The 16,818-nt window shown below is 63.9% G+C and carries 19 protein-coding genes; 12 read left to right on the top strand and 7 right to left on the bottom strand.

The genetic code is table 11. The features are described from left to right. The 6 genes from AVO45_RS17550 to mdh all read right to left on the bottom strand — a co-directional run. A partial coding sequence (locus AVO45_RS17550) for a biotin/lipoyl-containing protein (protein ID WP_205627908.1) occupies positions 1–780 on the bottom strand: 780 nt, incomplete at its 3' end. Continuing rightward, complete coding sequence (locus AVO45_RS17545; protein ID WP_068349603.1) at positions 777–3,743, bottom strand: 2-oxoglutarate dehydrogenase E1 component; 2,967 nt, start codon at positions 3,741–3,743, stop codon at positions 777–779. The genes AVO45_RS17545 and AVO45_RS17550, both read right to left, overlap by 4 nt. Beyond that, entirely contained in the window at positions 3,740–4,282 is a 543-nt protein-coding gene (locus tag AVO45_RS17540) for a DUF805 domain-containing protein (protein ID WP_068349601.1), read from the bottom strand. Before AVO45_RS17540 ends, AVO45_RS17545 begins: the two co-directional genes overlap by 4 nt. Before the next feature lie 53 nt (positions 4,283–4,335). After that, positions 4,336–5,220, bottom strand: a complete 885-nt coding sequence (gene sucD / locus AVO45_RS17535) for a succinate--CoA ligase subunit alpha (RefSeq protein WP_068349599.1) — start codon at positions 5,218–5,220, stop codon at positions 4,336–4,338. A gap of 79 nt (positions 5,221–5,299) precedes the next feature. Beyond that, complete coding sequence (gene sucC / locus AVO45_RS17530; protein WP_068349597.1) at positions 5,300–6,493, bottom strand: ADP-forming succinate--CoA ligase subunit beta; 1,194 nt, start codon at positions 6,491–6,493, stop codon at positions 5,300–5,302. 319 nt (positions 6,494–6,812) lie between these two features. Continuing rightward, a complete protein-coding gene (gene mdh, locus AVO45_RS17525) occupies positions 6,813–7,775 on the bottom strand; it encodes a malate dehydrogenase (protein ID WP_068349595.1) in 963 nt (320 codons plus the stop codon). Between the two features lie 160 nt (positions 7,776–7,935). On the opposite strand from mdh, the gene AVO45_RS17520 reads away from it, so the two are divergent. Further along, positions 7,936–8,691 carry a sulfite exporter TauE/SafE family protein gene (locus AVO45_RS17520; RefSeq protein ID WP_068349594.1) on the top strand — a complete coding sequence of 252 codons (756 nt, stop codon included), beginning with the start codon at positions 7,936–7,938 and terminating at the stop codon, positions 8,689–8,691. A 3-nt stretch (positions 8,692–8,694) separates the two neighbouring features. Here AVO45_RS17520 and AVO45_RS17515 read toward each other — a convergent pair whose 3' ends face one another. Further along, on the bottom strand, positions 8,695–9,000 hold the full coding sequence (locus AVO45_RS17515) for a hypothetical protein (protein ID WP_068349648.1): 306 nt from the start codon (positions 8,998–9,000) through the stop codon (positions 8,695–8,697). 178 nt (positions 9,001–9,178) lie between these two features. Between AVO45_RS17515 and AVO45_RS17510 the strand changes: the two genes are divergently transcribed. The 11 genes from AVO45_RS17510 (at position 9,179) to AVO45_RS17460 (ending at position 16,765) form a co-directional block, all read left to right on the top strand. Further along, positions 9,179–10,036, top strand: coding sequence for an HpcH/HpaI aldolase/citrate lyase family protein (locus AVO45_RS17510; protein WP_068349592.1), 858 nt, complete (start codon positions 9,179–9,181; stop codon positions 10,034–10,036). A gap of 6 nt (positions 10,037–10,042) precedes the next feature. Then, positions 10,043–10,597: an NnrU family protein gene (locus tag AVO45_RS17505; protein ID WP_068349590.1), complete on the top strand. Its 555-nt coding sequence runs from the start codon at positions 10,043–10,045 to the stop codon at positions 10,595–10,597. Between the two features lie 12 nt (positions 10,598–10,609). Beyond that, entirely contained in the window at positions 10,610–10,816 is a 207-nt protein-coding gene (locus AVO45_RS17500; protein ID WP_068349588.1) for a DUF1737 domain-containing protein, read from the top strand. After that, on the top strand, positions 10,816–11,844 hold the full coding sequence (locus tag AVO45_RS17495) for a MaoC family dehydratase (RefSeq protein WP_068349586.1): 1,029 nt from the start codon (positions 10,816–10,818) through the stop codon (positions 11,842–11,844). Before AVO45_RS17500 ends, AVO45_RS17495 begins: the two co-directional genes overlap by 1 nt. A 71-nt stretch (positions 11,845–11,915) precedes the next feature. After that, positions 11,916–12,617: a DUF1194 domain-containing protein gene (locus AVO45_RS17490; protein WP_068349584.1), complete on the top strand. Its 702-nt coding sequence runs from the start codon at positions 11,916–11,918 to the stop codon at positions 12,615–12,617. A 177-nt stretch (positions 12,618–12,794) separates the two neighbouring features. Further along, positions 12,795–13,181 (top strand): succinate dehydrogenase, cytochrome b556 subunit, encoded by a 387-nt coding sequence (gene sdhC / locus AVO45_RS17485; protein ID WP_068349582.1) that lies wholly within the window; start codon positions 12,795–12,797, stop codon positions 13,179–13,181. Positions 13,182–13,193: 12 nt separating this feature from the next. Further along, on the top strand, positions 13,194–13,565 hold the full coding sequence (sdhD, locus tag AVO45_RS17480) for a succinate dehydrogenase, hydrophobic membrane anchor protein (protein WP_068349581.1): 372 nt from the start codon (positions 13,194–13,196) through the stop codon (positions 13,563–13,565). A 19-nt stretch (positions 13,566–13,584) separates the two neighbouring features. Further along, positions 13,585–15,390, top strand: a complete 1,806-nt coding sequence (sdhA, locus tag AVO45_RS17475; protein WP_068349578.1) for a succinate dehydrogenase flavoprotein subunit — start codon at positions 13,585–13,587, stop codon at positions 15,388–15,390. 12 nt (positions 15,391–15,402) lie between these two features. Further along, the gene (locus AVO45_RS17470) at positions 15,403–16,182 is read left to right on the top strand and encodes a succinate dehydrogenase iron-sulfur subunit (protein WP_068349576.1); all 780 of its coding nucleotides are present in this window, start codon (positions 15,403–15,405) and stop codon (positions 16,180–16,182) included. Positions 16,183–16,219: 37 nt separating this feature from the next. Then, a complete protein-coding gene (locus AVO45_RS17465; protein WP_068349574.1) occupies positions 16,220–16,462 on the top strand; it encodes a hypothetical protein in 243 nt (80 codons plus the stop codon). 99 nt (positions 16,463–16,561) lie between these two features. Continuing rightward, positions 16,562–16,765 (top strand): hypothetical protein, encoded by a 204-nt coding sequence (locus tag AVO45_RS17460; protein ID WP_068349572.1) that lies wholly within the window; start codon positions 16,562–16,564, stop codon positions 16,763–16,765. The last annotated feature ends 53 nt before the right edge of the window (positions 16,766–16,818 follow it).

Genomic DNA, 16,818 nt, shown 5'->3' with positions numbered 1-16,818 from the left:
CGCCGGGGCTGCCGGGGCGGGGGCCGCAGCGGCCGCAACGGCGCGGGCCACGTCTTCCTTCATGATGCGACCATCACGGCCGGTGCCGGCGACCTGATCGGCCGACAGGCCGGCCTCGGCCATGGCCTTTTCGGCCGAGGGCGCATTGGCCACGTCCTTGGCGCCGCCCGTCGCAACCGCCGGGGTGACGGCGGCGGCGGGCGCTGCGGGCGCGGCCGAGGCGCCGGCAGCGGCGCTGCCCGAAATGACGGCGAGTTTTGCCGAGGCATCCACCGTGGTACCCTCGGGCGCCACGATTTCCATCAGCACGCCCGAGGCGGGGGCCGGTACTTCGACCGACACCTTGTCGGTTTCCAGCTCGCACAGCATCTCGTCCTGGGCGACCGTGTCGCCGACCTGCTTGAACCAGGTCGAGACGGTGGCCTCGGTCACGGACTCGCCCAGCGTCGGAACCATTACGTCAATGGTATCGCCGGTCGGGGCCGGGGCCGCGTCGGGTGCCGGAGTGTGGCGCAGCTGCACTTCTTCCGATCCTGCCTCGGTCGCCGCCGCGATGGTCGCCAACAGCGCGTCGACGCCGACCGTTTCGCCCTCGGCGGCCACGACCTCGGCCAGCACGCCCGCGGTGGGCGAGGGCACCTCGACCGTGACCTTGTCGGTCTCCAGCTCGCAGAGCATCTCGTCCACGGCTACGGGATCGCCCGGTTTCTTGAACCAGGTCGCAACCGTGGCTTCGGTCACGGATTCGCCCAGCGTGGGCACACGAACTTCGATAGTCATGCTTGATTTCCTTCGATGCTCAGCGCTTCGTTCACAAGCGCGTCTTGTTGGGCTTTGTGTTGGCTGGCCAGACCCGTGGCGGGCGAGGCCGAAGTCGGGCGGCCGACATAGCGCGGCCGGGTGTGTTTGGCGTCGATGCGGGTCAGGACCCATTCGATGTTCGGCTCGATGAAGGTCCAGGCCCCCTGGTTCTTGGGTTCTTCCTGGCACCAGACCATCTCGGCATTCTTGAAGCGTTCAAGCTCCTTGAGCAGCGAGTGGGCCGGGAAGGGATAGAACTGCTCGATCCGCATCAGATAGATGTCGTCGATGCCGCGGGCGTCGCGCTCTTCCAGCAGGTCGTAATACACCTTGCCCGAGCACATCACGACACGCTTGATCTTGTCGTCGGACACCAGCTTGGTGTTCGAATTGCCCTTTTCCGCATCGTCCCACAGCACCCGGTGGAAGCTGGAGCCGTCGGTGAAGTCCTCGGCCGTGCTGACCGCCAGCTTGTGGCGCAGCAGCGATTTCGGGGTCACCAGGATCAGCGGCTTGCGGAAGGTCCGGTGCAGCTGGCGGCGCAGGATGTGGAAATAGTTGGCCGGGGTCGTGCAGTTGGCCACGATCCAGTTGTCCTGGCCGCACATCTGCAGGAACCGCTCCAGCCGGGCCGAGCTGTGCTCGGGGCCCTGCCCCTCGAACCCGTGCGGCAGCAGGCAGACCAGGCCGGACATGCGCAGCCACTTGCTCTCGCCCGAGCTGATGAACTGGTCGAACATGATCTGCGCGCCGTTGGCAAAGTCGCCGAACTGCGCCTCCCACAGAACCAGCGCGTTGGGCTCGGCCAGCGAGTAGCCGTATTCGAAGCCCAGCACCGCGTATTCCGACAGCATCGAGTCGATGACCTCGTATTGTGCCTGGCCGGCGCGGATGTGGTTGAGCGGGTAGTAGCGTTCCTCGGTCTCCTGGTGGATGAACCCCGAATGGCGCTGCGAGAAGGTGCCGCGCGTGGCGTCCTGACCGGCCAGACGAACCGGATAACCTTCGAGCAGCAGCGAGCCATAGGCCAGTGCCTCGGCCGTGGCCCAGTCAAAGTTCTTGCCGGTGGCGAACATTTCCTTCTTCGCCTCCAGCAGGCGCCCGACCGTCCGGTGCAGGGCAAAGCCTTCGGGGAAGCGGGTCAGCGCCTCGCCGATCTCCTTCATCGTTTCGGGCTTGATCGCGGTCTTGCCGCGCTCGTAGCGGTCCTGCTCGTGACGGTCGAGATGCGACCAGCGCCCGTCCAGCCAGTCGGCCTTGTTGGGCTTGTAGTCCTTGGCAGCCTCGAACTCGTCGTTCAGATGCGCCTGGAAGGCGGCCTTCATGTCCTCGATCTCGCCCTCGGGGATCAGCCCGTCCTTGACCAGCCGCTCGGTATAGAGCGACAGCGTGGTTTTGTGGGTCTTGATCTTCTTGTACATGATCGGGTTGGTGAACATGGGCTCGTCGCCCTCGTTGTGACCGAACCGGCGATAGCAGAAGATGTCGATGACCACGTCCTTGTGGAACTTCTGGCGGAACTCGGTCGCCACCTTGGCCGCATGCACCACCGCCTCGGGGTCGTCGCCGTTGACGTGGAAGATCGGCGCCTCGACCATCAGCGCGATGTCGGTCGGGTAGGGGCTGGACCGCGAGAAATGCGGCGCGGTGGTGAACCCGATCTGGTTGTTGACCACGATATGCATGGTGCCGCCGGTGCGGTGGCCGCGCAGACCCGACAGGCCAAAGCCCTCGGCCACGACGCCCTGGCCGGCAAAGGCCGCGTCACCATGCAGCAGCACGCCCATGACCTGGGTCCGCTCGGTGTCGTTCAACTGGTCCTGCTTGGCGCGGACCTTGCCCAGAACCACCGGGTTCACGGCCTCGAGATGCGAGGGGTTGGCGGTCAGCGACAGGTGCACGCTGTTGCCGTCGAACTCGCGGTCGCTGGAGGCGCCGAGGTGGTATTTCACGTCGCCCGAGCCGTCCACGTCCTCGGGCTTGAAGCTGCCGCCCTGGAATTCGTTGAAGATCGCGCGATAGGGCTTGCCCATCACGTTGGCCAGGATGTTCAGACGGCCGCGGTGCGGCATGCCGATGACGATTTCCTTCAGCCCCAGCGCACCGCCGCGCTTGATGATCTGCTCCATCGCCGGGATCAGCGCCTCGCCCCCGTCCAGGCCGAACCGCTTGGTGCCCATGTATTTGACGTGCAGGAACTTCTCAAAGCCCTCGGCCTCGACCATCTTGTTCAGGATCGCCTTGCGGCCTTCGCGGGTGAACGAGATCTCCTTGCCATAGCCCTCGATCCGCTCCTTCAGCCAGGCGGCCTGCTCGGGGTCGGAAATGTGCATGTATTGCATCGCGAAGGTGCCGCAATAGGTGCGTTTCACGATCTCGACGATCTGGCGCATGCTGGCCATCTGCAGGCCCAGCACGTTGTCGATGAAGATCGGCCGATCCATGTCGGCTTCGGTGAAGCCGTAGGTCTTGGGGTCCAGTTCCGGGTGCGGGGTCTTGTCACGCATGCCCAGCGGATCGACGTCGGCGATCAGGTGCCCCCGGATCCGGTAGGCGCGGATCAGCATCAGGGCGCGGATCGAGTCGAGCACCGCGCGCTTGACCTGATCTTCGCTCACCTCGACGCCGGTCGCGGCGGCCTTGTCCTTGATCTTCTTGCCTGCGGCCTTGGCGTCGATTTCCGCCCATTCGCCGGTCAGGGCGCCGGTCAGCTCGTCGGCGGGCATCGGCGGCCAGTCCGGGCGCGCCCACGACGGCCCCTCGGCCTCTTTCTTCACATCCAGTTCGGCATCGCCCATCGCCTTGAAGAACTCGGCCCAGGCGGCATCCACGGCGTTCGGGTCGTTGGCGTACTGGGCATAGAGCTGCTCCAGATACTCGGCATTGTGCCCCTGCATGAAGCTCGAGGCATGAAAGGCGGAATTGGGCGTGTGTTCGGTCATTGAGCTACCTCATATGGGTTGGGACCGTATTGATTGGTGCCTGGCTGGCTGGGGCGGGCGAGCCACCACAGCACCAGGAGGGGCGACACAAACAGAACCAGCAGTGTCGGGATCACGATCAGCAGCGTGGCGCGGGTGAACAGGATGTCGAGCCTGCCGCCATGCGCGAAGCTGGAGGCCAGCCCGATCCCGAAGATCAGCACCGCCATCGCCCCAAGAAACAGCAGGATAGGCAGCAGCGCATACAGCCCGCTGCGCCCGGTGTCGTGCATCCGGCGGAAGGCGACGGCGAGATGCGGGAAGAAGACGACGAAGCCGACGAGGCTCTGCACCGGCTGGGCCGAGGTGGCGGTGACCGTCTTGACGCCATTGGCTTCGGTCTCGACCACCTGCGTGAAGAACTGCCAGTCGATCATCCCGGCGACGACGTTACAGATCACGATGAACAGGAAAAAATACCAGTATTCGGGGCGGGAAGCCCGCCCCGAGAAGGTGAGGAATTTCGAGAAACACGTTCCGACGGCTTCGGTGAAGGTCATGTGTTTCCATCCTCCGTTGGGTCCCCGGCATCACGCGCCGGGGAGGGGAGCGTTTACTTCCCGATCGCTTCCAGCACGGCCTCGCCCAGCTGGGCGGGGCTTTCGGCCACGACGATGCCGGCGCTGCGCATGGCTTCGATCTTGTCCTCGGCACCGCCCTTGCCGCCGGCGACGATGGCGCCCGCGTGGCCCATGCGGCGGCCCGGAGGCGCCGTGCGGCCGGCGATGAAGCCCGCGACCGGCTTCTTGCGGCCGCGCTTGGCCTCGTCCGCCAGGAACTGCGCGGCCTCTTCCTCGGCCGAGCCGCCGATCTCGCCGATCATGATGATCGACTCGGTCTCGTCATCGGCCAGGAACCATTCCAGCACGTCGATATGCTCGGTGCCCTTGATCGGGTCGCCGCCGATGCCGACGCAGGTCGACTGGCCCAGACCCACATCGGTGGTCTGCTTGACGGCCTCGTAGGTCAGCGTGCCCGAACGCGACACGACGCCGACCGAGCCGCGCTTGTGGATGTGGCCGGGCATGATGCCGATCTTGCAGGCATCGGGGGTGATGACACCGGGGCAGTTGGGGCCGATCAGGATCGACTTGCTGTCCATCAGCGCCCGCTTGACCTTCATCATGTCCAGAACCGGGATGCCTTCGGTGATGCAGACGATCACTTCCATCTCGGCGTCGATCGCCTCGAGGATCGAGTCCGCGGCGAAGGGCGGCGGCACGTAGATCACGGTGGCGTTGGCCTCGGTCACGGCCTTGGCCTCGTGGACCGAGTTGAAGACGGGCAGGTTCAGGTGCGTCTGACCGCCCTTGCCGGGGGTGACGCCGCCGACCATCTTGGTGCCATAGGCGATGGCCTGCTCAGAGTGGAAAGTGCCCTGCGAGCCGGTGAAGCCCTGGCAGATGACTTTGGTGTTTTCGTCGATGAGGACGGCCATTTGGCGTTCTCCTTTGTGGGGCGGAACTCCGTCCGCCGGTATCTGTTCGGGAAAGGCGGGGCGCACCCCGCCCCGTGGCTCAGCCTTTGACTGCTTTCACGATCTTCTCGGCACCGTCTTTCAGGTTGTCCGCCGCGATCACGTCCAGGCCGGAGGTGTTGATGATCTCCTTGCCCTTCTCGACATTGGTGCCTTCCAGGCGCACCACCAGCGGAACCTTCAGGCCGACCTCTTTCACCGCGGCCACGACGCCCTCGGCGATGACGTCACAGCGCATGATGCCGCCGAAGATGTTGACCAGGATGCCTTTGACGTTCGGGTCGCTGGTGATGATTTTGAACGCCTCGGTCACCTTCTCCTTGGTGGCGCCACCGCCCACGTCCAGGAAGTTGGCCGGCTCGGCGCCATAGAGCTTGATGATGTCCATGGTGGCCATCGCCAGGCCAGCGCCGTTGACCATGCAGCCGATCTCGCCGTCCAGCGCGATGTAGTTCAGGTCGTATTTGCTGGCTTCCAGTTCCTTGGGGTCTTCCTCGGTGGTGTCGCGCAGCTCGGCGATGTCGGGGTGGCGGTAGACCGCGTTGCCGTCAAAGCCCAGCTTGGCGTCCAGAACCTTGAGGTTGCCCTCGTCGGTGACGATCAGCGGGTTGATTTCCAGCATCTCCATGTCCTTCTCGACGAAGGCCTTGTAGAGCTGGCCCATCAACTGCACGCACTGCTTGACCTGCGGGCCTTCCAGACCCAGCGAAAAGGCGATGCGGCGGCCGTGATAGGGCATGTAGCCGGTGGCCGGATCGACCGAGAAGCTGAGGATCTTTTCCGGGGTCTTGGCGGCCACGTCCTCGATGTCCATGCCGCCCTCGGTCGAGCAGACGAAGGAAATGCGGCTGGTCTGACGGTCCACCAGCAGCGCAAGGTACAGTTCGCGCTCGATGCCCGAGCCCGCTTCGATGTAGATGCGGTTGACCTGCTTGCCAGCCGGGCCGGTCTGGTGCGTCACGAGGGTGCGGCCAAGCATCTTTTTGGCTTCCTCGGCGGCTTCCTCGACCGATTTCGCCAGACGGACACCGCCCTTTTCGCCCGCATCGGCCTCTTTGAAGTGGCCCTTGCCGCGCCCACCTGCGTGGATCTGCGCCTTGACGACCCAGAGCGGACCGTCCAGTTCGCCGGCTGCGGTTTTCGCCTCTTCGGCGCGCAGAACGACGCGGCCGTCGGAAACCGGCGCGCCATAGCTGCGAAGAAGGGCTTTGGCCTGATATTCGTGAATGTTCATCGAAACTGTCCCGTCTGACTACGATTGAGCCGATATAGGCGTTTCCGACATCCAAGTTTAAAGGGTTTTTTGCCTGAAAGCTGTTTTTCGGCAAGTTTTCCCGCTTTTGTGATCACGCATTTTTTGGGTGTGATCACATATATGGAAAAGCAGATGGGTTTGATTCGTGGTCAGGGGCTGAGCCCGTGAAATCGACCGGTTGACAACCTTTTGCGGCGTTTGCGCAAACAGCCGGTCTCTGTCCGAAAGGTGCCGGCGGGACCGGAAATGAAAAAGCCGGCCCAAGCGAGCCGGCTTTCGTCACCTGTTGGCCGGAATATCAGGTCAGCGAGCTGTCGATGCCCTTGCAGGCCTCGACCAGGCCCTTCACGGCGTTGACCGAGTTGTCGAACATTTCCTGCTCTTCGGCGTTCAGCTCGATGTTCACGATCCGCTCGATGCCGCCTGCGCCGATCACGGTGGGAACGCCCACATACATGCCCTTCACGCCCAGCTCGCCATCGCAATAGGCGGCGCAGGGCAGAACGCGCTTCTGGTCTTTCAGATAGGCTTCGGCCATCTCGATCGCCGAGGTGGCGGGCGCGTAATAGGCCGAGCCGGTCTTCAGCAGGCCGACGATCTCGGCGCCGCCGTCACGGGTGCGCTGCACGATGGCGTCCAGCTTCTCCTGCGTGGTCCAGCCCATCTTGACCAGGTCGGGCAGCGGGATGCCGGCAACGGTCGAATAGCGGACCGAGGGAACCATCGTGTCGCCATGGCCGCCCAGAACGAAGGCGGTGACGTCCTTCATCGACACGTCGAACTCTTCGGCCAGGAAGTGGCGGAAGCGGGCCGAGTCCAGCACGCCGGCCATGCCGCAGACCTTGTTCGCCGGCAGGCCCGAGAACTGTTGCAGCGCCCAGACCATCGCGTCCAGCGGGTTGGTGATGCAGATGACGAAGGCGTTGGGGGCGTGGGCGGCGATGCCTTCGCCGACCGATTTCATGACCTTCAGGTTGATGCCCAGCAGGTCGTCACGGCTCATGCCCGGCTTGCGCGGCACACCGGCGGTCACGATGCAGACATCGGCGCCGGCGATGTCCTCGTAGGACTGGGTGCCCTTCAGCTTGGCGTCAAAACCCTCGGACGGGCCGGATTCGGCGATGTCCAGCGCCTTGCCTTCCGGGATGCCCTCGGCGATGTCGAACAGAACGACGTCACCCAGTTCTTTCATTGCTGCGAGGTGGGCAAGCGTGCCCCCGATCTGACCTGCGCCGATCAGCGCGATCTTGGGTCTGGCCATTTGGATTGTCTCCGGTCGGTTTTCAAATCGCGGGATTGCTAGTCGCAAAAACGCCATCACGCAAGGGTTCCGCGACGCGGCATGCGACCGCATACCGATTGCCCGCGTCCCTCCGGTTGCGCTAAACCGCTAGTGGAACAAGCCGTTTCGGGGCCGCCGCATGGTCGAATTGAACCTGATGTTTTTTGCCGTGGCGATCCCGGCCGTGATCTTTGCGGGCATTTCCAAGGGCGGCTTCGGCTCGGGCGTGGCCTTCGCGTCGGCCTCGATTCTGGCGCTGATCCTGGATCCGGGGCAGGCGCTGGCGCTGATGCTGCCGATCCTGATGGTGATCGACCTGGCCACCCTGCGCCCCTACTGGAAACGGTGGAGCTGGCCCGACGCCCGCCTGCTGATGCTGGGGGCGGTGCCGGGCGTGGCGCTGGGCGCGTGGCTCTACCGCGCCACCGACGAAGACCTGCTGCGCCTGCTGATCGGCGGCATCTCGGTGGGCTTCGTGGTCTGGCACCTCGCCCAGAGCCGCGGCTGGGTGCGCGGCTTTGCCAACCGCCTGCCGCCCCCTGCGGGGTTGTTCGCCGGGCTGGTCGCCGGGTTCACCAGCTTCGTCAGCCATGCCGGCGGCCCGCCCGCTGCCGTCTACCTGCTGTCGCAGCGCCTGACGAAAACCGAGTTCCAGGCCACCACCGTGCTGGTCTTCTGGATCATCAACATCGCCAAGTTCGTCCCCTATGCCTATCTGGGCATGTTCACCCTGCAGACCGCTTGGGCCGACCTGCTGCTGACCCCCTTTGCCATCCTTGGCGCGTGGCTGGGCGTGCGCGCGCACTGGATGATGTCCGAGCGGGTCTTCTTCGGCATCGCCTATGTTCTGCTGACCCTGACCGGGTCGAAACTGATCTGGGACGCGCTGACCTGAACGTCAGGCATTGGGCGGCAGCGCCTCGGCCAGCACCTCATAGGCCTCGCCTGCGGCCAGGAGGCAGGTCAGCCCGTTGGGCAGGGTCACCGTGATCGTCCAGGTGCCGGTGTCGTCCGAGGCAAAGACCTCCATCACCGCCCCCTGCCGCGCCATGCCGATGCCGCGCCGGGTCTCGCCATAGGTCTCGGCCAGCCGCTGCAGGACATCCGGCCGCGGCGCACAGTTCGGCGTCTGTGCCTGAACCTGCTGCGCCGCCAGCACCATGATCCCCAATCCCATCGTCATCTTGAGCAACGTCTGTTTCATCATCAGCCCCTTCTGCCTGCTGTCCGAAAAGGCTGTCTCAGCCGTGCCGAAATCCGGTTAAGGCGACGCGCGTTGCGGGGAACATGGCGTCACATGCTGCGCTGCGGCGATTTTGCGCTTGAACTTTCCGGTAAAAAATGCCCCATTCCGCGCAACTTTATTTCAACGAGAGGTTCCCATGGACCCCCGCCAGCGCCCCTATCGCTCTGTCCTCTACATTCCCGGCTTCAAGGAGCGGGCGCTTGACAAGGCGCGCACGCTGCCTGTCGACGCCATCATCTTCGATCTCGAAGACGCCGTCGCCGCCGATGAAAAAGAGAACGCGCGGGAAACGCTCAAGGCGGCGCTGGCGGCGGGCGGCTACGGCTCGCGCGTCAAGATCGTGCGAATCAACGGGCTCGATACCCCTTGGGGCCGCGCCGATGCCGAGGCCGTGCGCGAGATGGATGCCGACGTGGTGCTGCTGCCCAAGGTCAACTCGGCCGCCGATGTCGATGCGCTGGCGGCGATCACCGGCGACCTGCCGATCTGGGCGATGATGGAAACCCCGCGCGGCATGCTGAACGCGGCCGAGATCGCGGCGCACCCGCTGATGGCGGGCTTTGTCATGGGCACCAATGACCTTGCCAAGGAATTGCAGACCCGCTTCCGCCCCGACCGCCTGCCGCTGATGACCTCGCTGGGCCTGTGCCTGCTGGCCGCCAAGGCCGAGGGGCTGGTGATCGTCGATGGCGTCTACAATGCCTTCAAGGATACCGAAGGTCTGGCCGTCGAATGCGCGCAGGGCCGCGACATGGGCTTTGACGGCAAGACCCTGATCCACCCCGCGCAGATCGAGGTCGCCAATACCGCCTTCGCCCCGTCCGAGGCCGAGATCGACCTGGCCCGCCGCCAGATCGCCGCTTTCGAAGAGGTCGAGGCAAAGGGTCAGGGCGTCGCCGTGGTCGATGGCAAGATCGTGGAAAACCTGCACGTTGTAACTGCCCGCGAAATTCTGGCAAAAGCAGAGGCGATATCAGCTTTGCAAGCGGGGTAGGCCAGCATGGGCTTCGTTCTTCTCATTCTCGGCGTGGCGCTTTGGTGGGCCGCGCATCTGTTCAAACGCCTGATGCCCGCGCGCCGCGCGGCCATGGGCGACGCCGGAAAGGGCGTCGTCGCGGGCGCGCTGGCGGTGTCGATCCTGTTTATGATCTTCGGCTATCGCATGACCGATTTCATCCATGTCTGGTCGCCCCCCAGCTTCATGGTCCATGTCAACAACCTGCTGGTGCTGATCGCCATCTGGATGATGAGCCCGGCCGGAACCAAGGGCCTGCTCCTGAACAAGGTCCGCCATCCGCAGCTGGCCGGCTTCCGGGCCTGGGCCTTTGCGCACCTGCTGGTAAATGGTGATCTCGCCTCGATCATCCTGTTCGGCGGGCTGTTCCTGTGGGGCATGGTCGCCGCCATCGCCATCAACCGCGCCGAGCCGGACTGGACGCCGGGCGAGCCCGGAACGCTGGGCAAGGACGCGATGTTTTTCGTGGCCTCGATCGTCCTGCTGGCCGTGATCGGCTATGTGCACGGGCTGGTCGGCCCGTCTCCGTTCCCGGGCTAGGCAGGTGCAGTGATGTCGAAACTCTACCGACTGCTGACCGAAGAGGACAGCTCGGCCTTCTGCCACAAGGTGTCCGAGGCGCTGGCCAAGGGGTGGGAGCTGCACGGCTCTCCGGCCTATGCGTTCGACCCGTCCACCAACAAGATGCGCTGTGCGCAGGCCGTGACCAAGGACGTCGCGGCCGATTATTCTCCTGACATGAAACTGGGACAGCAGTAATGGCAAAAACCAATCCGGGCCGCTTTTTCGAGGATTACTCCATCGGGCAGGTGCTGCACCACGCGGTGCCCCGCACCGTGACGGTGGGCGAGCGCGCACTCTATCATGCGCTCTATCCCGCGCGCCACGCGCTCTACTCCTCGGACGATTTCGCCCGGAGTTGCGGCCTGCCGCAAAGCCCGATCGACGATTTGGCGGCGTTCCATGTGGTGTTCGGCAAGACGGTGCCGGACATCTCGCTGAACGCGGTCGCGAACCTAGGCTATGCCGAGGGCCGCTGGCTGAAACCCGTCTATCCCGGAGACACCCTGCGGTCGGAATCCGAGGTCATCGGGCTGAAGCAGAACTCGAACGGCAAGACCGGTGTCGTCTGGGTGCGCACGCGGGGCCTGAACCAGCGCGACGAGGTGGTCATCGAATACGTGCGCTGGGTGATGGTGCGGAAATCGAACCTCGATGCGCCCGCCCCCGAAACCGTGGTGCCGGAATTGAAAAAGGCGCTGGCGCCCGGCGATCTCGTGGTGCCGCAGGGGCTGAATTTCTCGGATTACGATTTTGTACAATCCGGTGAAAACCACCGCTGGGACGATTACAAAACGGGAGAAATGATCGACCACGTCGATGGCGTGACCGTGGAAGAGGCCGAGCACATGCTGGCCACCCGCCTGTGGCAGAACACCGCCAAGGTGCATTTCGACCTGACCTTCCGCCCCGACGGTCGGCTGATCTATGGCGGCCACGTGATCTCGATGGCGCGGGCCCTGTCGTTCAACGGGCTGGCGAATGCGCAGATGATCGTGGGCCTGAACGGCGGCGCCCATGCCAACCCCTGTTTCGCGGGGGACACGGTCAAGGCCTGGTCCGAGGTTCTGGACAAGGCCGATACCGGCGTGCCGGGTGTGGGCGCCCTTCGCCTGCGGCTGGTCGCGACGAAGGGCGGCGAGCCTTTCGCGTTGAAGACCGACGAGGGCAGGTATCGCCCCGAAGTGCTGCTCGACCTCGACTACTGGGCCCTGATGCCCAAGTAAGCAGGGCCGGCCGGGGATCGAGATGACGCGCATTTGATTCCCGGTTCCGCGTGCCGTGCTAGTCTGGCGTCATGAACGCCCTGCGCTGCCTTGCCTTCAGTCTGGCCGTGGCCCCGCCCGCGGCCGCCTGCGATCTGGCGCTTGCCCTGGCCGTGGATGTCTCGGGCTCGGTCGATTCCCGCGAATACCGGATACAGATGGATGGGTTGGCCGCCGGGCTGCGCGATCCGATCGTCTCGGAGGCTTTGGTGCGTGCCCGTGCGAAATTGATGCTGATTCAATGGACCGGGGCCTCGCGCCAGCAGGTGACGATACCTTGGACGGACATGGACGGCTTCGATGCGCTGGAGGCGTTTGCCCAGGCCGTGGAAACGGATCACCGCGTCTGGCGGAACTTCTCGACTGCCATCGGCGAGGCTCTTGAAACCACGATGGCCGCCTTCGATGCCGTTCCCGACTGTACGCGTCACCTGATTGACCTGTCCGGGGACGGCATTTCCAACGAGGGCGTCGAGCCGTCTCGGCTGCGGCGGGAATTGCGGGCCCGCGGCATAACGGTGAACGCGATCGCCATCGAAGAGAGCGAGCCGGATCTGACGGCCTATTTCTTCGAGAACGTGATCGTCGGAGACGGTGCGTTTGTCGTGACCGCCGCGGGGTTTCGGGACTACCCGGAACGCATCCGGAAGAAACTGCTGCGTGAAGTCACCCAGCAGACGGCCCGCCTGCGCCGAACCGACGAAAGATTCGTGATCACATTGCCGTCCCGCTGATAACGCTCACAATGCCCGGGCGCCATTTCTGTTGTGATCACGCTAATATGCGGCGTGATCACAAAGGTGGACAATCTGGTGTTTTGCGTCAGATTTCTCGTTTTTTTTGCACCTGCAGCGCGTGACAGATTCGGAAAATCGGGTAAAACCTTTCCAGCCAATTTGAAAGGAGCCACCATGGCCGATGTAAATCGGGGCGACCGCCCGCTTTCACCGCATCTGACAATCTACCGCCCGCAGCTGACCTCGGTCACTTCGATCCTGACCCGTATCACCGGCAACGCGATGATCGTCGCGGCCCTGCTGATCGTGTGGTGGTTTCTCGCTGCAGCGACATCCCCGGAATATTTCGCCGTTGTCGATGGTGTGATCACCTCGATGATCGGTGATCTTGTGATGGCGCTCTCACTCTGGGGGCTGTGGTATCACACGCTGGCGGGTGTCCGTCACCTGATCTGGGACAATGCGATCGGTCTGGACATCCAGACAGCCTACAAGCTGGGCTGGGCCGTGGTGATCGGTTCCTTCGTCCTGACCGTCCTGACCCTGTTGATCATCGCATAACGGAGGCCCAAGATGCGTTATCTCACAGACCGCAAGCGCGCCGTCGGCATGGGATCGGCCAAGTCCGGCACCGCGCATTTCTGGGCCATGAAGGTCAGCTCGGTGGCTCTGCTGATCCTCGTGCCGCTTTTCGTCTTTACCTTCGGCCCGATGCTGGGCCAGTCACATGACGCCGTCATGGACTATTTCTCGCGTCCCTTCCCCGCCATCGTGGCGGCGCTGACGCTGCTCGTCGGCTTCAAGCATTTCGCCGATGGCGCGCAGGTGATGATCGAGGACTATGTGCACGGCACCATGGAAAAGGTGCTGATCATCCTTGTGACTTGTCTGTCCTATGGCGCGGCCGCCGTTGGCATTTTTGCCATCGCCCGCATCGCCCTCTAACACCCCGGAGCTGAAAGAAATGGCTGCATACGAATACGAAACGCACGAATATGACGTGGTCGTCGTCGGCGCCGGTGGGGCCGGGCTGCGGGCCACGCTGGGCATGGCCGAACAGGGCCTGCGCACGGCCTGCGTGACCAAGGTTTTCCCGACCCGCTCGCACACCGTTGCGGCGCAGGGCGGCATCGCGGCGTCGTTGTCGAACATGGGCCCCGACCACTGGCAGTGGCACATGTATGACACCGTCAAGGGCTCGGACTGGCTGGGCGACACCGACGCGATGGAGTACCTCGCCCGCGAGGCGCCCAAGGCCGTCTATGAGCTGGAGCATTACGGTGTGCCGTTCTCGCGCACCGAAGAAGGCAAGATCTATCAGCGCCCCTTCGGCGGCCACACCACCGAATTCGGTGAAGGCCCGCCGGTGCAGCGCACCTGCGCCGCCGCCGACCGGACCGGCCACGCGATCCTGCACACGCTGTATGGCCAGTCGCTGAAGAACAATGCGGAATTCTACATCGAGTATTTCGCGATCGACCTGATCATGTCCGAGGACGGACAGTGCCAGGGCGTCGTCTGCTGGAAGCTGGACGATGGCACCATGCATGTCTTCAACGCCAAGATGGTGGTGCTGGCCACCGGCGGATATGGTCGCGCCTATTTTAGCGCGACCTCGGCCCACACCTGCACCGGCGATGGCGGCGGCATGGTGGCCCGCGCCGGGCTGGCGCTGCAGGACATGGAATTCGTGCAGTTCCACCCGACCGGCATCTATGGCTCGGGCTGTCTGATCACCGAAGGCGCCCGCGGCGAGGGCGGTTACCTGACCAACTCGGAAGGCGAGCGCTTCATGGAGCGCTACGCGCCCCAGTACAAGGATCTGGCACCGCGTGACTATGTTTCGCGTTCGATGACCATGGAGATCCGCGAAGGCCGCGGCGTGGGCAAGGATGGCGACCACATCCACCTGAACCTCAGCCACCTGCCGCCCGAGGCTCTGGCTGAACGCCTGCCCGGCATCTCGGAATCGGCCAAGATCTTTGCCGGCGTCGACGTCACCAAGGAACCGATCCCGGTTCTGCCGACGGTGCACTACAACATGGGCGGCATCCCCACGAACTATTGGGGCGAGGTGCTGAACCCGACTTCCGAGGATCCCAACGCCGTCGTGCCGGGCCTGATGGCCGTGGGCGAGGCCGGCTGTGCCTCGGTGCACGGTGCGAACCGGCTGGGATCGAACTCGCTGATCGACCTCGTGGTGTTCGGGCGTGCGGCTGCCATCCGCGCGGGCAAGGTCGTGGACCCCGAGGCGCCGAACCCGGAGCTGAACAAGGCCTCGGTCGACAAGGCCTTCGACCGCTTCGACGCCCTGCGCCACGCCGATGGCAACATCCCGACCGCCGAACTGCGGCTGGAAATGCAGAAGACCATGCAGGCCGACGCAGCCGTGTTCCGCACCGCCAAGACCATGGCCGAAGGCGTCGAGAAGATGACCGCGATCGCGGCCAAGCTGGACGACCTGAAGGTCACCGACCGCAGCCTGGTCTGGAACAGCGACCTGATGGAAACGCTGGAACTGACCAACCTGATGCCCAACGCGCTGGCCACCATCGTGGGCGCCGAGGCACGCAAGGAATCGCGCGGTGCCCATGCGCACGAGGATTTCCCCGAGCGCGACGATGAGAACTGGCGGGTCCATACCGTTAGCCGCGTTCACGGGAACAAGGTGGAGCTCAGCTATCGTCCCGTGATCGTCGATCCGCTGACTTCCGAGCAGGAGGGCGGCATCAGCCTCAAGAAAATCGCGCCCAAGGCGCGGACCTTCTAAGGAGAGGAACACATGGTACAACTGACCCTCCCGAAGAATTCGCGCATCACCACGGGCAAGACATGGCCCCGGCCCGAAGGCGCGACCAATGTGCGCAAGTTCCAGATTTACCGCTGGAACCCGGATGACGGGCAGAATCCGCGCGTCGATACCTATTTCGTGGACATGGACGATTGTGGGCCGATGGTTCTGGATGCGCTCATCTACATCAAGAACAAGATCGACCCGACCCTGACCTTCCGCCGGTCCTGCCGCGAGGGCATCTGCGGCTCCTGCGCGATGAACATCGACGGGATCAACACGCTGGCCTGCATCTACGGCATGGACGAGATCAAGGGTGACGTGAAGATCTATCCGCTGCCGCACATGCCGGTGGTCAAGGACCTGATCCCCGACCTGACCCATTTCTACGCGCAGCATGCCTCGATCATGCCCTGGCTGGAAACCAAGACCAACCCGCCCGCGAAAGAGTGGCGGCAGTCGATCGAGGATCGCAAGAAGCTGGACGGCCTCTATGAATGCGTGATGTGCGCCAGCTGTTCGACCTCGTGCCCCAGCTATTGGTGGAACGGCGACCGCTATCTCGGCCCCGCCGCGCTGCTGCATGCCTATCGCTGGATCATCGACAGCCGTGACGAGGCCACGGGCGAGCGTCTGGACCAGCTCGAGGATCCGTTCAAGCTGTATCGTTGCCACACGATCATGAACTGCGCCAAGACCTGTCCCAAGGGTCTGAACCCGGCCAAGGCGATTGCCGAGATCAAGAAGCTGATGGTCGAGCGCACCGTCTGATTTTCAAGAATTGCACTTGCCGCGTTGCGGCAAGTGCATGGCCCATTTGCAGAAACGGCAGATGCAAATGCTCTGGCCCAGGGCTATCTTGGCGTCGGGGAGGGGTGATGAACTCGACGACAGGATCACACCCATGAAAGCCGAAACATCCAAACGGAAAACCACCGCAGATGAGGCGCTGGAACTGCTTGAGCAGGCTTGGTCGTATTACATGCCCGAACCAAAGCAGCCGCAAGCCAAGCGAGAGCCGGATCTGTTCGAATACGCAAACGCCGCCTGACGGACACATCTCTCTGTCGGACCCGGCAGGTGAACCGCCTTTGGCGCTTCGTCTCCGGGTTCGCTTGCAATTCGAACCCTGTTGGGGCAGAGGCCAGACATGCCCCTGCTTCTTCTTGCCCTGGCGCTTGGCGTCTTTGTCTATTTCGTCTGGCGCGCCCGGACTTCGAGCCTGACAAGGGACTGCCGCTGGCGACAGAACCGGTCCGAGGGTCTTTGGCGGTGCGCCTATTGCGGCGCCGAGCAGGCCGGCGAAGTCATGCCGCGCCAGTGTCTGCGTGGCCAGGGCGACTCCAGAAGTTAGAAGGAAGATTGCTCGCGCTAGGGTTCCGGGGGCTTTTCACCCGGTCGAAACGG

This window comes from Ruegeria marisrubri (assembly GCF_001507595.1).
GTDB lineage: Bacteria > Pseudomonadota > Alphaproteobacteria > Rhodobacterales > Rhodobacteraceae > Ruegeria > Ruegeria marisrubri.
This window is presented reverse-complemented; position numbering and strand designations above follow the sequence as displayed.

Bases quoted from the DNA above. Each gene is read 5' to 3' on its own strand.
- sucC (WP_068349597.1), bottom strand. From the start codon at position 6,493: ATGAACATTCACGAATATCAGGCCAAAGCCCTTCTTCGCAGCTATGGC.
- AVO45_RS17540 (WP_068349601.1), bottom strand. From the start codon at position 4,282: ATGACCTTCACCGAAGCCGTCGGAACGTGTTTCTCGAAATTCCTCACC.
- AVO45_RS17515 (WP_068349648.1), bottom strand. From the start codon at position 9,000: ATGAAACAGACGTTGCTCAAGATGACGATGGGATTGGGGATCATGGTG.
- AVO45_RS17490 (WP_068349584.1), top strand. From the start codon at position 11,916: ATGAACGCCCTGCGCTGCCTTGCCTTCAGTCTGGCCGTGGCCCCGCCC.
- mdh (WP_068349595.1), bottom strand. From the start codon at position 7,775: ATGGCCAGACCCAAGATCGCGCTGATCGGCGCAGGTCAGATCGGGGGC.
- AVO45_RS17545 (WP_068349603.1), bottom strand. From the start codon at position 3,743: ATGACCGAACACACGCCCAATTCCGCCTTTCATGCCTCGAGCTTCATG.
- AVO45_RS17510 (WP_068349592.1), top strand. From the start codon at position 9,179: ATGGACCCCCGCCAGCGCCCCTATCGCTCTGTCCTCTACATTCCCGGC.
- sdhA (WP_068349578.1), top strand. From the start codon at position 13,585: ATGGCTGCATACGAATACGAAACGCACGAATATGACGTGGTCGTCGTC.
- AVO45_RS17495 (WP_068349586.1), top strand. From the start codon at position 10,816: ATGGCAAAAACCAATCCGGGCCGCTTTTTCGAGGATTACTCCATCGGG.
- AVO45_RS17465 (WP_068349574.1), top strand. From the start codon at position 16,220: ATGGCCCATTTGCAGAAACGGCAGATGCAAATGCTCTGGCCCAGGGCT.
- AVO45_RS17460 (WP_068349572.1), top strand. From the start codon at position 16,562: ATGCCCCTGCTTCTTCTTGCCCTGGCGCTTGGCGTCTTTGTCTATTTC.
- AVO45_RS17520 (WP_068349594.1), top strand. From the start codon at position 7,936: ATGGTCGAATTGAACCTGATGTTTTTTGCCGTGGCGATCCCGGCCGTG.
- sucD (WP_068349599.1), bottom strand. From the start codon at position 5,220: ATGGCCGTCCTCATCGACGAAAACACCAAAGTCATCTGCCAGGGCTTC.
- AVO45_RS17500 (WP_068349588.1), top strand. From the start codon at position 10,610: ATGTCGAAACTCTACCGACTGCTGACCGAAGAGGACAGCTCGGCCTTC.
- sdhC (WP_068349582.1), top strand. From the start codon at position 12,795: ATGGCCGATGTAAATCGGGGCGACCGCCCGCTTTCACCGCATCTGACA.
- AVO45_RS17505 (WP_068349590.1), top strand. From the start codon at position 10,043: ATGGGCTTCGTTCTTCTCATTCTCGGCGTGGCGCTTTGGTGGGCCGCG.
- sdhD (WP_068349581.1), top strand. From the start codon at position 13,194: ATGCGTTATCTCACAGACCGCAAGCGCGCCGTCGGCATGGGATCGGCC.
- AVO45_RS17470 (WP_068349576.1), top strand. From the start codon at position 15,403: ATGGTACAACTGACCCTCCCGAAGAATTCGCGCATCACCACGGGCAAG.